The following is a 13,949-nucleotide window of genomic DNA, read 5'->3' as shown; positions in this document are numbered from 1 at the left end:
CGGCGTCTGGAGACGCCTCCTACAAGTAAGTTATGCCACGCATCTACCTCGACAACGCCGCAACAAGTTGGCCTAAACCGGAAACGGTTTACGAAGCCGTCGATGATTGGCAGCGCCGTGTTGGGGCTTCGTACGCGCGCGGGACTTCTTCGGCAGCCGATGAGACGCGGGCGGTGGTCGATCGCGCGCGGCGTGGCGTGGCGAAGCTTCTCGGCGAGAGTGATCCGCGGCGTGTGGTCTTAACTTCAGGCGGCACCGACTCATTGAACGTCGCGATCTTCGGGCTCGTGCGGCCCGGCGATCACGTGGTTGCGACGGTTTGTGAGCACAACGCCGTGCTGCGACCATTGCAGCAGTTGGGCGAGTCGCACGGCGTGGAGACGACGTGGGTCGGTTGCGAGGCACGAGGCATCGTTGACGCCGACGAGGTCATCGCCGCAATCCGTCCCGAGACGCGGCTGGTCGCGATGATCCAGGCGTCGAACGTCACCGGCGCAATTCAACCCGTCGAACCAGTCGCGGCGGCGACCAAGGCGCACGGCGCGCGGCTACTGGTTGACGCCGCGCAGTCGATGGGTCGCATTCCAATCGATGTAAAGCAGTTCGGCGCTGATCTCGTCGCCGCGCCGGGGCATAAGGGGCTGCTGGGGCCGCTGGGGACGGGTGTGCTATGGCTCGCTCCCGGCGTTGAACAGGACCTTCGCCCCTTGCATTACGGCGGCGCGGCTAGTGGCGGTGATCGGCTCGAGATGCCCGACACCGTGCCCGATCATTACGAAGCGGGGAGCGTCAACATGCCGGGCATCGCCGGGCTCGCGGCGGGGGTTGAGCACGTGCTCACTACGGGCGTCGATGCGATCCGCCAGCAGATCGCCGCATCGCGGCAGCGGCTCGCAGACGGGCTGGCGGCGATTGAGGGTGCAACGGTTTACGGGCCGAGCGACCCCACCTTACAGGCGGGCGTTGTGAGCTTTGCGGTCGAGGGCTACGATCCCCACGAGCTAGCGTCGTTGCTCGCCAGCGTCGCCGGCGTCGAGTGCCGGGCCGGCCTACACTGCGCGCCGCGGTTGCACCGGGCGCTCGGCACCGACGCACGAGGCGGGCTTGTGCGGTTCAGCCCCGGCATGACGACATCGGACAGCGACCTCGACGCCGCTATTGAAGCCGTCCGGCAGTTCGTCCAATCTCCCCTCACCTAGCGAGCTAGCCCGCATGGCGAAGCCCGACCCTCAAAAATCGCTCCCTTGGTACCACGCCGGCTTGCAGTTCACCTGCACCGCTTGCGGCGACTGCTGTTCGGGCGAGTCGGGCTACATCTGGGTCAACAAGGCCGAAATCGAGGCGATGGCCGAGCAATGCGGGCTATCGGTCGAGGAGTTCGAGAGCAAGTACATCGAGACCGTGGGCGTCCGCAAGACGCTCACCGAGCGGCCTGGCGGCGACTGCGTGATGCTCGACGCCCAGACCCGTAAGTGCAGCGTCTACGAGGCCCGCCCCCGCCAGTGCCGCACGTGGCCCTTCTGGGACTCGACCGTGCGGAGCCAGAAGGCGTGGGCCGAGACCTGCGCGGTCTGCCCCGGGAGCGGCAAGGGGAAACTGCACTCGCTGGAGGAGATCGAGGAGCGGCGGAAGGTGATCCGGATTTGAACGCTTAGGCGAGCCGGGAGCGTCAGCGACCGGAGGGCGGCGCGGATCCGCTTTCTCAAGATCGCAGCGTGTACCCGCTTCACTCCGGGCGCTGACGCTGACGGCTCGCCTACACTCGCGGGGCTAGCAAATCGCCGCCCGACAAACTTTGGCGAGATGGCTAAAGCTTGCCGGTTATGCCGTCGATAACGATCGTGACGGCGCCTTCATGCCCCGAGCGTGGGGAACGTGTGCTGGCGGCCGTCGGTTGCGAAGTGCTTATCCAGCAAGGGTTTACACCGATTTGGCGGAAGTAGCCGGTCGGGAGAACGCCTTAAATCGCCGTAAATCGTTCAACAAGTGTCACTTACGTCGCCATCGCCGCGATCCCCCCAAGCCGCCAACGGGCGTGTTTGGGGGCGGTGTGTCGCAGCGGTTCGGACCGCGAATGTTGACACTACTCGTTGCCAGACTTACACTTGGGACGACAGAGGCAACCCTAACAAGGGTCCTAGAAAGGGTTCGTCGAAGCCTACCCACGCGGTCCTCAGCCACCCTTCGGTGATGGGACCTCGATCGACGGGCGACGCCTTTCCAGCCGGGGAGTCGGTCGTGACCAAGAAAGAGATCGTCAGGACGATCGCCGATGAGATCGGCCTGACCCAACTCAAGACGAAAGAGATCGTCCAAAAGACGTTCGACGCCATCGTCGAGACGCTGGTCGAGGACCGTCGCATCGAGCTGCGGAACTTCGGCGTCTTCGAGGTCAAGCAACGGGCCGCCCGCAAGGCGCGGAACCCGCGGACCGGCGAGAAGGTCTCGGTTCCCGAGAAGTTCGTCGTCACGTTCAAGCCCGGCAAAGAGATGGAGGAGCGGGTCCGCGAGCTGGAACGCCGCGCCGCCGAGGAGTTCGCCGAGCGCGAGCGGCTTGCCGCCCTTGAAGAGGCTGCCGCCCAGCGCAACGCAGGCGAAGGCCCCGGCTACGGCCAGCCGCCGTCCGCCAACGGCGGCCATTCATCCAGCGACCACTCATCCAGCAGCCCGTCGTCCAGCGGCCAGGCATCGCCGCCGACAAGCTACGCCGGCTACGACCGCCCGTCCCACGATTCGCCGGGCACTTGAACCACCGCTGATCGGCGATCGACCGCCGCTAAACGCCTTTTCTGTAACGATTTAAGACTGCTACAACGCGAACCGGACCGAGCACGGAAGCCCGACCGACCGCAAAGAGACCGAGGCCGTAGACCACAAGAATACGGCAGAGAGCCCCACTAAGTCTGGAAGCTACCGACGCCCACGCGGCGTCGCACTCAAGGAGGAGTGACCCCCATGCGACCTGTCTCGCCCCTTCGCAAGCGTCTTCTGCGTCCTCAAGCCTGGGTCTTAGGCCTGCTGGCTGCGTGTACGATCACGTCGAGCACCGGCTGCCTGATCCCGATGTACTCGGCCGACCCGGCCCGACGTGCTCAGCAGCTCCTCTACACGTCGGAAGACCTCCGCACGTTCCTCGACGAGTGGGAACGCGTCTGGTTCCTCGACTCGCCGAGCCATATGAAGCCGTACCGCACGAGCGGGCTGGTGCTTTAACGTCTGTCGGCCATCGGCTGTTGGCTCTCGGCTAGGTGCTCCGCGTCGGACGACGCCGGATTGCTATGCCGCTAGGACGCGTCGCGCGGGCCGGGTAGGCTTTTGGGCTCTCGCCTACCCCGCCCGACGCGTCGTTTTCCTGCCAGCATGTCGCCCGAAGCCCCGTCCGCTCCGCCTGCTTCGGACCCCGTCGCTCCGGCGTCGGTGGACTTGTCCGTCACGCTCGGTCGCCTGCGGCTGCCGAACCCCGTGCTGGTCGCCTCGGGGACGTTCGGCTACGCCCGCGAACTGGCGTCGCTCGTGGACGTCTCACGGCTCGGCGGCATCCTGCCGAAGACCGTCACCGCCACGCCGCGGCAAGGGAACGCCCCGTGGCGCACCGTCGAGACGACCGGCGGGATGCTCAACGCCATCGGCCTCGATAACGACGGCGTTGACGCGTTCATCGAGTGCCACCTGCCCTATCTGGCGTCGGTTGGCGCGCCGATCATCGTCAGCGTGGCCGGCAAGGCGCGCGACGAGTTCGTCGAGTTGGTCCGTAAGTTCGATGTCGTTGATAGCTCGCTCCGACCGGCGGCGATCGAGCTGAACGTCTCGTGCCCGAACGTGTCGGGGGGCGTCGACTTCGGCAGCGACCCGGCCCTCTGCGAGGCCGTGGTGCGCGAGTGCGTCGCCGCGACCGACCTGCCGATCATCGCGAAGCTGACGCCCAACGTGACGAGCATCGCCACGATGGCCCGCGCCGCCGAGGCGGGCGGCGCCGACGCCCTGAGCCTGATCAACACAGTGCTCGGCATGGCGGTCGATTGGCGCAAACGCAAGCCGCTGCTCGCCAACACGGTCGGCGGCCTCAGCGGCCCGGCGATCAAGCCGATCGCCCTCCGCTGCGTCTGGCAAGCCAGCCAAGCGGTCAAAACCCCGATCATCGGCGTCGGCGGCATCGCGAACATCAACGACGTGATGGAGTTCCTCGTCACCGGCGCGTCGGCCGTGCAGCTCGGCACCGTGAACTTCTACCGGCCTCAAGCGTCGATAGAAGTGCTAGAGGCGCTACCGGCGGCGCTAGGAGAGTTAGGCGCGACGAGCGTTAGCGAAGTCGTTGGAACTTTATGTCTTAAGATTTAGGAGATGTGGGGATGGCAACTTGGTAAGGACGCCGCGGAGTTACTTCGAGCCGCCGGTTGCTGGCAGTCTGGCTTCTGAGGAGATAATGGAGATGGTCGAATGGCAAGGCGCAATGACATCGATCAGTGGGTTGTTCTGAATTGAATAACTAATTCTTAGTTCACTCTACTTGGTCATCCCGCGTTGCCCCGCAAAGGCTCCATCCCCAATATCTCCTCAGTAGTCGCTCACCACCAATCGCCGGCCCGCATCGCCCACGCCCCCACTGCACCGATAGACCATCCCCATATCTCCTTCTTCGTAAAACCATCCCCCTAAAGACAGCGGCAAGATGAGAGCTCTCTCCGGCATTCAACCCACCGGCCCGTTTCACTGGGGCAATTACTTCGGCGCCATCCAGCAGTACATCCAGCTGCAGGACGAGTGCGACGACGGGTCGTATTACTTCATCGCCAACCTCCACGCGCTCACAACGGTGCGCGACCACGAGAAGCTGCGCGAGTACACGCTTAACGGGGCGATGGATCTGCTCGCGCTGGGGCTCGATCCGGCCAAGGCGGTGATGTTTGTGCAGTCGGACGTGCCGGAGGTGTCAGAGCTTTGCTGGCTGCTGCTGACCGGCACGCCGATGGGCCTGTTGGAGCGTTGCGTCAGTTACAAGGACAAGCTCGCCAAAGGCCTGAAGGCCGACGCGGGGCTCTTTACGTACCCGGTGCTGCAAGCGGCCGACATCCTCGCTTACGACGCGACGGTCGTGCCGGTGGGCGAGGATCAATTGCAGCACATCGAGGTCTGCCGCGACATCGCGCAGAGCTTTAATCATCACTTCGGCGAGACGTTTGTTCTGCCAAAAGGAAAAGTGCTCGATCAGTCGGCGCGCGTGCCGGGGACCGACGGCGAGAAGATGTCAAAGAGTTACGGCAACACGCTGGCCGTGTTCGACGACGTAAAGGCGCAGCGCAAGCAGATCATGCGCATCCAGACCGACAGCCGGCCGATGGAAGACCCGAAGGACCCCGCGGGGGACGTGCTGTTCGACCTGCTCAAGCTCGTCGCGAACGCCGAAGAGCTCGCCCACTGGGAAGGCGTCTACCGGAAGGGGGGCTTCGGCTACGGCGACGTGAAGAAGGCGCTCGCCGACGCGTCGGAGCGTTACTGGGGCCCGGCGCGCGAACGCCGAGCCGAGTGGGCCGCGAAACCGGGCGAGGTGCGCGAGATCCTCGCCGCGGGGGCCGCGAAAGCCCGCGAGCGCGCCGCCGCAACGCTGAAGCGGGCGCAGGAAGCGTGCGGCGTCAAAGGCTGGTAGAATCGCGGGGGATAATCCTCGACGGCGAAGCCGGCGAATAAGTCCCCCTCCCTTTAAGGGAGGGGCTAGGGGAGGGTCTAACGCATGCCACACCACCACCGCATCCCCCCAAAAACAACCACCAACGCACGCACCCTCCGCCGCAACGCCACCCACCCCGAACGAGTCCTCTGGTACGCTCTCCGCAACCGCCAAGTTGCAGGTCACAAGTTCCGCCGCCAGTATCCGGTCGGCTCGTTCATAGTCGATTTCTGTTGTATCGAGGCGGGTTTGGTTGTCAGAGGTCGATGGCCGCAGCCACGAGGGGCGGCATGCCGCGGACGCGGCGCGGCATGCGGTGATCGAGACGGCGGGGTTTCGGGTGCTGCGGGTGGGGAATGACGACGTGCTGGAGAACTTGGAAGGGGTCGTTGAGGTGATTGCGAAGTTGCTCGGTGCGGAGAGCGGTTCACCCTCCCCTAGCCCCTCCCTGAAAGGGAGGGGGATAAAACGACCTCGCTGACGCTGGTCGTTAGTAGCCTTACTCAAGATCTAACACATCAATTGATGGAAACTCTGCAATGGTCGTTGATCAGGGACGCGACTACGCAATTCGCGTTCTGCAACGTCTAGGATTAGAAGTCGAGGCTATACCTGAGGGATCCTCGAAGACTGCCGACATCCGAGCCGCACACTCAGGTGACCATTACCTCATCGAATGCAAGCAAAAGCACCACGACCTTGACGAAGAAAAGAGAACACTGGAAAAAATCGTCAAAGGCGAAGTTGTCTTACATTCTGAGACACAAGATGGGAAGAACTCCATAGCAAAACGCATCTACGAAGCTGCGAAACAGATCGAATCCAGCGCGGATGATGAAGAGACTTTTCGCTACATTTGGATTGAGGTGACGGGCTTAGACAAAGACCTGCGATGGCAGCAAGTCGTTCATACGTTCTACGGTGCGACTTACGCTACTACCTACCAGGACAACACTTTGTTTACCGCGTTCTACGTCGCTAAGTCTGCAGCGTTTCGCCATCCTAGCATCGACGGATTACTGCTTATTGACCGTAGCGGACTTTGCCTTCTTCTGAATGAGTTTTCTCCTAGATACGAAAGGATCAAGCTAACGGCCCTCTGTAGACAAATTGGCGCAGGGGTTCTAGACCCACGTGTTCACATTCGTGAAGGATATGCGATCGCCCTTGATGGCGACGCAGATCGGTCATCCGAGAAATCTATTGAAGCTGCGTTGACTGCACAAATGGGCACAAAGGTCGGCCTAATTCCGATGACGCAGTATTCTGCTACTTCATTTCTGCCTAACAAACTTCGTCACGGTAAAGGACGCGAGGAGTAATGCACTTCCGCACGCGCGCTATCCACATCGGCCAAGAACCCGACCCCGCCACCGGCGCGGTCGTGCCGCCGGTTCATTTTGCTAGTACGTTTGCTCAGCCCGGCGCCGGTGAGTGGCGGGAGTACAACTACTCGCGTAGCGGGAACCCCACGCGGCATGCTCTTGAGGTGACCGCCGCTTCGCTCGAGGGGTGCGGGCCGGAGGGTGGGGCGCTGGCGTTTGCTACGGGGATGGCGGCGATTCATTGCGTGATCGCTTCGCTGCGGGCGGGGGATCATATCCTGGCTTCGAGCGATCTTTATGGCGGCGCCTATCGGCTGTTGCACAAGGTCGCCGACCGCGCGGGGCTGACGGTGACGCTCGCCGACGCCACGGACCTGGCGGCGTTTGAGAAGGCGATCGAGCCCAACACGCGGCTGGTGTGGGTCGAGTCGCCTGGCAATCCGCTGATGACGATCATTGATCTTAAGGGAGTGGCCGAGATCGCCCATCGCCACGGCGCCCTGGCGGCGTGCGACAACACGATCGCGACGCCCGTCCTGTCGCGGCCGCTGGAGCTGGGCATGGATATCGTTATGCACTCGGCCACCAAGTACTACGGCGGCCACAGCGATCTGATGGGCGGCCTGCTGGCGATGCGCGAGAAGCACGTCTACGACGACCTCGCTTTCCTACAGAACGCCACCGGCGCGATCATGGGCCCGATGGAGTCGTTCCTCTGCTCACGCGGCGCGAAGACGCTCGAACTACGAGTACGCGAGCAGTCGCGCTCGGCCCAGAAGGTCGCCGAGTGGCTGTCGCAACGCAAGGAAGTGAAGCGCGTCCTCTACCCCGGCCTGCCAACGCACCCGGGCCACGAGCTAGCGAAGCGCCAAATGGACGGCGCCTTCGGCGGCATGCTGTCCTTCGAGCTGAACGCGACCGACGCGCAGACGAAGGCTTTCGTCAAAGCCACGCAGCTGTTCAGCATCGCGGTGAGCTTCGGCGCGGTCGAGTCGCTAATCTCGCAACCCGCCAGCATGTCCCACGCCTCCTACGACCCGGCCGACCGCGCGAAAGCGGGCATCACCGACGGGCTGATCCGGCTGTCGATTGGTCTGGAATCGGCGGACGACCTGATCGCCGACCTCGAACGCGCACTCTTCTCTACTACTTGAAGAATTGGACGCGGATGAACGCGGATTGAAAGGATTGACGCAGATAAGCTTTTTTGTTTTTGATCCGCGTTCATCCCTTCAATCCGCGTTCATCCGCGTCCCATTCTTACTACGTTTCAACTGGTGATCGCCATGCAACTTGGTTTTGTCTCCGCCATTCTGGCTGATCAGCCGCTCGATGAGGTGCTGCGGTTTGCGGCGGGCGAGGGGTTTGATTGTGTGGAGGTGCTTTGTTGGCCTCCTGGGGGGCCGGACCGGAAGTATGGGGGCGTGACGCATCTCGACGTGACGGCGTTCACGCAGGCGATGGCGGACGATACGCGGGCGCTCATCGATAAGCACGGCGTCGCGTTCTCAGCGCTGGGGTATTACTCGATCCCCTTATCGGCGGACGCGGAGCAAGCGGCGGCGGCGATCGCGCACCTCTACAAGGTGATCGACGCGGCGGCGCTGCTGGGGCTGTCGGGCGTGAACTCGTTCGTTGGCGCCAATCAGTACCTGTCGATGGACGACAACTTCTCCAAGTTTCTTGAGGTGTGGCCGCCGATCATCAAGCATGCCGAGGAGCGGGGCGTGCGGATTGGGATTGAGAACTGCCCGATGCTGTACGCGAAGACGTGGCCGTTCGGGCTCAACTTGGCCCACTCGCCGGCCGTGTGGCGGCGGATGTTCGAGGCGATCCCTTCGCCGAACTTCGGGCTCAACTACGATCCTTCTCATCTGCGTATGCAGTTGATGGACCCCGTGGCGCCGATCCGCGAGTTCGGCCCGCGGATCTTCCACACGCACGCCAAGGACATGCGGATCGATACGCATCGACTCAACGACGTGGGATCGTTGGCGCCGCCGATGGACCGGGCGACGGCGAAGCTGCCGGGGCTCGGCGATATCGACTGGGGGGCGTGGATCGGCGCCCTCGGCGACGCGGGCTACAAGGGGCCCGTGTGCATCGAGGTCGAAGACGAGGCGTACACCGGATCGCTCGCCGAACGGCAGCGGTCGCTGCGGATCAGCCGGAACGTCCTGCGACCGCTGATCGCGGGTTGACCACTATTGACAAAGTAAGAACGGGACACGGATGACGCGGATTTAAGGGATAAACGCAGATAAAAAAACCTAAAAACTTATCTGCGTAAATCCTTTCAATCTGCGTTCATCCGCGTCCCATTCTTACAAGCTCTCTTGACGAGGTCTCAGTTCTCACCCAAGTAGGTCCGACGGCGTGCTCCGCGATGGTCACAACTTGTCGGTTGTAGGCGAGGTCGGCGAGCACATCGCTCAAGAGTTGGAGTTTCACGCTTCGAGTCAGCCGCATGCCGGGGAAGTAGGCTAGTTGGAGTTCGTCTTCTTCGCCGAGGAAGTCGAGCGGGTGCAGCAGGAGCGAGGGGCCGACGTTGCGCACGCGGCAGAGGCGCATCGCGGCGCGCCAGTAGGCCCGCGCGGCGGCGGGGGACTTTTGGGCGAGGAACGAGACGTACGTGAAGTGGATCGGCGCGCGGGAGATCGGCATCGTCGTCACCGGCAGTTCAACGATCGAACCGGCGGGCGTCTCGATACGGTGCGGCCGCAGCGTGCGCAGCGCGTCGCCGAGTGAGCTGAAGCGCTGCACAGGCGTTTGGTCCGCCGCTTGCGGCTTAGCGGCACGGAAGCCCGACAGCTTCACATACAACCGCGCCGCGGGGCCAACGAACGTCGGAAAAACACTCGCGTCGTACCGATAGCCGCGCCGCACTAAGAGTTCGAGAAGCTCCGCCGACCAAGAGAACCCCGGCGCGCGGAAGCCGATGGGTCGCTGACCCGTGACGTTGTAAATCGCCTCTTCCGCCGCGGCGACCTCGGCTTCGAGTTCGTCGGCGGGCATCTTGTCGAGCCACGGCAGGTGCTGCTCGCCGTGGTTGGCGACCTCGAACCCCGCGTCGGCGATGCGCTCGACCTCCCGGGCGCCCTCATGCCGAGCGGCGTCTTCACCAACGACGAAGAACGTGCATTGCAGGCCACGCTCGCCGAGGAAATCAACAATCCGCGGCGTCACCTCGGGCAAGTAGCTCGGCCGCGCCTGCCACGCCGCGTCGCCCCGCGAGCGCAGGTACGCCCACTTGTCGTCGAGGTCGAGGGAAAGGCTGGCTAGCTGCATTGGAGTTCAGCGAAGGAAGTTTACCACGGAGACACGGAGAGCACGGAGGACGCACTGAGATAAGGATTTGATTTGTTTGTGGGAGGCGTCTCCTGACGCCGATTACGCGCACCATGCCGTATTCGGCCAAGACGCCGTAATCGGGGTCTGGAGACCCCTCCTACATTTACTTCTCTCTGTGCTTTCCTCTGTGCTCTCCGTGCCTCTGTGGTTAATCGACTTCAAACCAGAGCTGCGGCGAGGGGCCCGGTGAGGGCTTCGTCGGCGACTTGGATCGTTTCGTTGACGTTGAGGTTGCCTTTGAGGATGTGGGCCGAGTTGACGGCCCACACGCCCGGGACGCTGGTCTTCATTGGCGGCAGGCGTTCGCTGTAGTTGAGCGTTGGCAGGGCCATCACGCTGCGAACGCGGCTGAAGCGCATCGCGACGACATCGGCACGCGAGAAGTGCGGGTGCATTTTTTCGAGGGCGGAAAGCCATTCTTCTCGCAATTCATCGTCGGTGCGGTCGAAGAGCCTATCGTCGGCGGGGCAATACTTTGGCAGGTAAACCAAGTAGCGGCCGCCGAGTTCTTCGGGATCGACAATCGTCGTCATCTCGATCACCGCGGTGAGCGGGACCCAGCCGTCAGTGATATTGGTGACGTAGTACTCGGTGATCGGCTTCTTGAGCAGCAGCGACGCGCAGACGATGCCGAGGTAATCGACGCCCTGGTGGCGGGCGCGCTCGTCGTCGCTGAGACCGGGCACGGCGCGGGCGATGACGGACGATGGCGTCGTGAAAGCGACCTCGTCGAAGTGCATCGTCGAGCCGTCGGCGAGCTTTACCGCGACGCGGCCGTCGGCTGTGGCGGTTGCTTCACTTACCGGCGCGTCGGTGAGCAACTCGACGCCGCGATCTTCGAGCGTGTCGGCGAGCGTTTGCAGGATGCGCGGGTAGCCGCCGCGGACGTAGCCGAACATCTCTTTCTTGTGGCCCGTGCGGCGGGCAGCGTACATGCGGCTGATGTGGGCCCAGATGAACGCGGCTGAGACGCGCGTGTGGGCGTCGCCAAGCTTCGCCTTCAGCAGCGGCAGCCAGACCTTCTCGAACGCGCCGGCGCCCGACCACTTGCGGAGCCAGTCGGTGACGGAGATTTGTTCGAGGCGTTTCCAGTTCTTGATCTTCGACGCGCCGAAGATCGTCATGCCGAGACGGAATTTCTCCCACAGCCGCAGCGGCGGGAACGTGAGGAACTCGAGCGTCGAGGACATCGAGTACATCTTGCCGCCGCTGTAGAAGCCGGTCTTGGTTTCGATCCAGCGCATGTCCTCAGCGAGGCCGATCTCTTCGAGCAGTTGTCGGAGCCGCGTGTCGGAGAGGAGCGTCACGTGGTAGTGGCGGTCCCAGGTGACGTCGCGGCCGGTCTCGGCGTCGTGCAGCTCCCAGGGGCTGGCGAGGCCGCCGAGCTCGGGGCCCGCTTCGAGGACCGTGACGCGGACGCCGCGTTTCTGGAGCTCGTTAGCCAGTGAGAGGCCGAGCATGCCGCCACCGACCACGCACCAGTGGCGGCGTTGGTTGCTGGCGCTGGGGCGCGGCGTGGTGGGGGGGGTGGTCTGGAGGGTGGTGGGCACGGCGGGAGGGGGTTGCGGGGGTCTCTCTTGGCGCCGCTCCGGGCGCTGACGCATTCTGGCTCCCTGCCAATCGTTGCTTCCGTGCCTTGCGAAGCGTTTTCGCTTCACGCGCCGCCGACGGTGCGGCGCGCAACTAACGACAACGTTTGGCGGATGGTGCGGAAGACCCGCATCTTGCTGACGCCGCCCTTTTGATCGTAACGCAGAATCATCGGCGCTTCGCCCATGACGATCGGGCCGCCGTTCACTTGAAGACGGCGCATCTTGAGCAGTACATCGACCATGCAGGAAAAACCCTGCTCGCTGACGAAGCGCGGGCCGTAGTGTTCGATCGTGGCGGCGAGGGCTTCGACGCGGTACGCGCGGAAGCCGCACGTATAGTCGCGGACGCCGGGGATCGGTTGCAGGACCTTGAAGACCCAACGCGCCGCGATGCTGAGCAGCACGCGTTCCAGCGGGACGCCGATGACGCGGGCGCCGGGCTGGAAGCGCGAGGCGATCACGACGTCGTGCCCTTCGGCGATCATCGTCAGCATCCGCGGGATCAGGCCGGCGGGGTGCGTGTTGTCGGAGTCCATTGTGACGACGATGTCGCCGGGCGCCGCATGATCCACCGCGTCGGTGAGGCCCGTCCGCAGCGCGGCGGCGAGGCCTTGGTTGCGCTCGTGTTGCACGAGGCGCACTGGCATCATGAACGACGCCTGGCTGGCGATCAGGGCGGTGTCGTCTTTGCTGCCATCATCGACGACGACGATCTCGTGCGGCAAGCCGGCGCGCACAAGGGTCGCGTGCAGCGACTCGAGCAACGGCAGCAGCGCTTCGGCCTCGTTGTAAGCGGGGAGCGCGACGCGGATCGTGGGCTGCGTTACAGCGTTGGGAGCGAGATCGCTTTCTGGATCGGACGTGACCGGACGATCGAGAGTGACGGCGCCTGAAACGTAGGTGGGCATCGAGGAAGGGAGGGTGGCGAGGGGCAGCCGCCGCTCGCTGGAAGGATTGGGGACTCAGCCGGCGCCCGAGGCGCCGTGGATCAGCTTTTCGCGTCCCTCACGCAGGTTGAGAGACGCATCGTGGCCGCCGGCCTCCGCGTCCCCCTTGCGGAAGAGCGACCACGCCCGAGCAAGGTAGGCCTGGGATCGCCACAGGAGAGCCCGCTTTCCGAGGGCCTGCTCACGCTGCTGGGACAGGATAGCTACGGCGTAACGCGGATAGTAGTTACAACCGGCCTGAAGTGCGCGAATTATCAGCATCCCGCCGAGCTTTGCGCGTCCCCATTCCTTGTACTCCCGCAACGCCAGGTGCTGGCCGTGGCGGGTGGCGGTCCATTTCATGTAGCCGTCCGCCAGCCGCGGCCTGGGGATAAGGTGGTAGACGATCGCCTCGGGCGTGTACCACGCCTCGTGCCCGGCCGAGCGGACGCGGCGGTAAAGGTCGGCGTCCTCGCCACCGTCCGTGATGCGGGTGTCAAAGACGCCCACCTCTTCAAGCACCGAGCGGTGTAGCATCAGGTTGTTGGTGCCGGGGATCCGCTTTCGCGTGTAGGGCTGCTCTTGGTCCCAGCCGACCTTTTCACCGAGCAAAACGCGGCACTCAGGCGCCAGGACGCGGATGTTGTCCTCGGGGAGCGACAGATGCACCGCGCCGCCGACGACCTTGAGATGGCGGCGGCGAGCGAGCTCTTGAAGCTTCGCAAGCCACTGCGGATGGGCGCGTTGGTCGTCGTCGTGGAAGGCGATCCACTCGCCGGCCGCTTCGCGCAGCCCGCGGTTACGGGCGTGAGTGACGCCAGGCTCGCTTTCGTAGAAGCCGCGGACACGCTCGGCGGCGCCGCGCAACGCGGGGTCGGCGTAGCGCGCGAGCACGGCCTGCGTGTCGTCGGTCGAGGCGTTGTCGATCGCGACGACTTCGTAGGTAAATCGCCCGCCGCCGGGGAGCGACGTGTCGAGCGCCGTCAGGCTGTCGATCGTCTCGGCGAGCATCGCTGAGCGGTTGTAGCTGCCGACAACAACGGTGACATCGACGGGCGGAAGGTCGGTATAGCGCGGGAGGCTGTTCATG

General features: G+C 63.9%; 15 protein-coding genes. 11 read left to right on the top strand and 4 right to left on the bottom strand.

Annotated elements, in window-relative coordinates; translation table 11 throughout:
- Positions 1 to 32: 32 nt before the first annotated feature.
- The 11 genes from Spa11_RS07690 (at position 33) to Spa11_RS07645 (ending at position 9,191) form a co-directional block, all read left to right on the top strand.
- Positions 33 to 1,199 (top strand): aminotransferase class V-fold PLP-dependent enzyme, encoded by a 1,167-nt coding sequence (locus Spa11_RS07690; protein ID WP_145110294.1) that lies wholly within the window; start codon positions 33 to 35, stop codon positions 1,197 to 1,199.
- Positions 1,200 to 1,212: 13 nt separating this feature from the next.
- Positions 1,213 to 1,647 carry a YkgJ family cysteine cluster protein gene (locus Spa11_RS07685; RefSeq protein WP_145110291.1) on the top strand — a complete coding sequence of 145 codons (435 nt, stop codon included), beginning with the start codon at positions 1,213 to 1,215 and terminating at the stop codon, positions 1,645 to 1,647.
- A gap of 543 nt (positions 1,648 to 2,190) precedes the next feature.
- Positions 2,191 to 2,748, top strand: a complete 558-nt coding sequence (locus Spa11_RS23220; protein ID WP_231933255.1) for an HU family DNA-binding protein — start codon at positions 2,191 to 2,193, stop codon at positions 2,746 to 2,748.
- 207 nt (positions 2,749 to 2,955) lie between these two features.
- Positions 2,956 to 3,213, top strand: a complete 258-nt coding sequence (locus tag Spa11_RS07675; RefSeq protein ID WP_145110288.1) for a hypothetical protein — start codon at positions 2,956 to 2,958, stop codon at positions 3,211 to 3,213.
- Between the two features lie 147 nt (positions 3,214 to 3,360).
- Complete coding sequence (locus Spa11_RS07670; protein ID WP_145110285.1) at positions 3,361 to 4,338, top strand: dihydroorotate dehydrogenase; 978 nt, start codon at positions 3,361 to 3,363, stop codon at positions 4,336 to 4,338.
- A 331-nt stretch (positions 4,339 to 4,669) separates the two neighbouring features.
- Positions 4,670 to 5,644, top strand: coding sequence for a tryptophan--tRNA ligase (gene trpS / locus Spa11_RS07665; RefSeq protein ID WP_145110282.1), 975 nt, complete (start codon positions 4,670 to 4,672; stop codon positions 5,642 to 5,644).
- 84 nt (positions 5,645 to 5,728) lie between these two features.
- Positions 5,729 to 6,025 (top strand): endonuclease domain-containing protein, encoded by a 297-nt coding sequence (locus Spa11_RS07660; RefSeq protein WP_231933195.1) that lies wholly within the window; start codon positions 5,729 to 5,731, stop codon positions 6,023 to 6,025.
- Positions 5,919 to 6,146, top strand: a complete 228-nt coding sequence (locus Spa11_RS23215) for a DUF559 domain-containing protein (RefSeq protein WP_231933194.1) — start codon at positions 5,919 to 5,921, stop codon at positions 6,144 to 6,146. The genes Spa11_RS07660 and Spa11_RS23215 overlap by 107 nt, the downstream gene beginning before the upstream one ends.
- A 58-nt stretch (positions 6,147 to 6,204) precedes the next feature.
- The gene (locus Spa11_RS07655) at positions 6,205 to 6,987 is read left to right on the top strand and encodes a hypothetical protein (RefSeq protein ID WP_145110279.1); all 783 of its coding nucleotides are present in this window, start codon (positions 6,205 to 6,207) and stop codon (positions 6,985 to 6,987) included.
- Positions 6,987 to 8,144, top strand: a complete 1,158-nt coding sequence (locus Spa11_RS07650; RefSeq protein ID WP_145110248.1) for a trans-sulfuration enzyme family protein — start codon at positions 6,987 to 6,989, stop codon at positions 8,142 to 8,144. Before Spa11_RS07655 ends, Spa11_RS07650 begins: the two co-directional genes overlap by 1 nt.
- A 132-nt stretch (positions 8,145 to 8,276) precedes the next feature.
- On the top strand, positions 8,277 to 9,191 hold the full coding sequence (locus Spa11_RS07645; RefSeq protein ID WP_145110245.1) for a sugar phosphate isomerase/epimerase family protein: 915 nt from the start codon (positions 8,277 to 8,279) through the stop codon (positions 9,189 to 9,191).
- A 106-nt stretch (positions 9,192 to 9,297) separates the two neighbouring features.
- Here Spa11_RS07645 and Spa11_RS07640 read toward each other — a convergent pair whose 3' ends face one another.
- The 4 genes from Spa11_RS07640 to Spa11_RS07625 all read right to left on the bottom strand — a co-directional run bounded on the left by Spa11_RS07640 (position 9,298) and on the right by Spa11_RS07625 (position 13,948).
- Positions 9,298 to 10,278, bottom strand: coding sequence for a polysaccharide deacetylase family protein (locus Spa11_RS07640; protein ID WP_145110242.1), 981 nt, complete (start codon positions 10,276 to 10,278; stop codon positions 9,298 to 9,300).
- Between the two features lie 221 nt (positions 10,279 to 10,499).
- Positions 10,500 to 11,891, bottom strand: coding sequence for an NAD(P)/FAD-dependent oxidoreductase (locus Spa11_RS07635; RefSeq protein ID WP_197529817.1), 1,392 nt, complete (start codon positions 11,889 to 11,891; stop codon positions 10,500 to 10,502).
- 104 nt (positions 11,892 to 11,995) lie between these two features.
- Positions 11,996 to 12,841: a glycosyltransferase family 2 protein gene (locus Spa11_RS07630; protein WP_145110237.1), complete on the bottom strand. Its 846-nt coding sequence runs from the start codon at positions 12,839 to 12,841 to the stop codon at positions 11,996 to 11,998.
- A gap of 54 nt (positions 12,842 to 12,895) precedes the next feature.
- On the bottom strand, positions 12,896 to 13,948 hold the full coding sequence (locus Spa11_RS07625) for a glycosyltransferase family 2 protein (protein WP_145110234.1): 1,053 nt from the start codon (positions 13,946 to 13,948) through the stop codon (positions 12,896 to 12,898).
- Position 13,949 lies beyond the last annotated feature (1 nt).

Origin of the sequence: Botrimarina mediterranea (assembly GCF_007753265.1) — a bacterium.
In the GTDB taxonomy this organism is placed as follows: Bacteria; Planctomycetota; Planctomycetia; order Pirellulales; family Lacipirellulaceae; genus Botrimarina; species Botrimarina mediterranea.
This window is presented reverse-complemented; position numbering and strand designations above follow the sequence as displayed.

What these genes read in the sequence shown, in the direction of transcription:
- Spa11_RS07655 (WP_145110279.1), top strand. Translation starts at nt 6,205, where the DNA reads ATGGTCGTTGATCAGGGACGCGACTACGCAATTCGCGTTCTGCAACGT.
- Spa11_RS07625 (WP_145110234.1), bottom strand. Translation starts at nt 13,948, where the DNA reads ATGAACAGCCTCCCGCGCTATACCGACCTTCCGCCCGTCGATGTCACC.
- Spa11_RS07690 (WP_145110294.1), top strand. Translation starts at nt 33, where the DNA reads ATGCCACGCATCTACCTCGACAACGCCGCAACAAGTTGGCCTAAACCG.
- Spa11_RS23220 (WP_231933255.1), top strand. Translation starts at nt 2,191, where the DNA reads ATGGGACCTCGATCGACGGGCGACGCCTTTCCAGCCGGGGAGTCGGTC.
- Spa11_RS07630 (WP_145110237.1), bottom strand. Translation starts at nt 12,841, where the DNA reads ATGCCCACCTACGTTTCAGGCGCCGTCACTCTCGATCGTCCGGTCACG.
- Spa11_RS07660 (WP_231933195.1), top strand. Translation starts at nt 5,729, where the DNA reads ATGCCACACCACCACCGCATCCCCCCAAAAACAACCACCAACGCACGC.
- Spa11_RS07685 (WP_145110291.1), top strand. Translation starts at nt 1,213, where the DNA reads ATGGCGAAGCCCGACCCTCAAAAATCGCTCCCTTGGTACCACGCCGGC.
- Spa11_RS07640 (WP_145110242.1), bottom strand. Translation starts at nt 10,278, where the DNA reads ATGCAGCTAGCCAGCCTTTCCCTCGACCTCGACGACAAGTGGGCGTAC.
- Spa11_RS07675 (WP_145110288.1), top strand. Translation starts at nt 2,956, where the DNA reads ATGCGACCTGTCTCGCCCCTTCGCAAGCGTCTTCTGCGTCCTCAAGCC.
- Spa11_RS07650 (WP_145110248.1), top strand. Translation starts at nt 6,987, where the DNA reads ATGCACTTCCGCACGCGCGCTATCCACATCGGCCAAGAACCCGACCCC.
- trpS (WP_145110282.1), top strand. Translation starts at nt 4,670, where the DNA reads ATGAGAGCTCTCTCCGGCATTCAACCCACCGGCCCGTTTCACTGGGGC.
- Spa11_RS07670 (WP_145110285.1), top strand. Translation starts at nt 3,361, where the DNA reads ATGTCGCCCGAAGCCCCGTCCGCTCCGCCTGCTTCGGACCCCGTCGCT.
- Spa11_RS07645 (WP_145110245.1), top strand. Translation starts at nt 8,277, where the DNA reads ATGCAACTTGGTTTTGTCTCCGCCATTCTGGCTGATCAGCCGCTCGAT.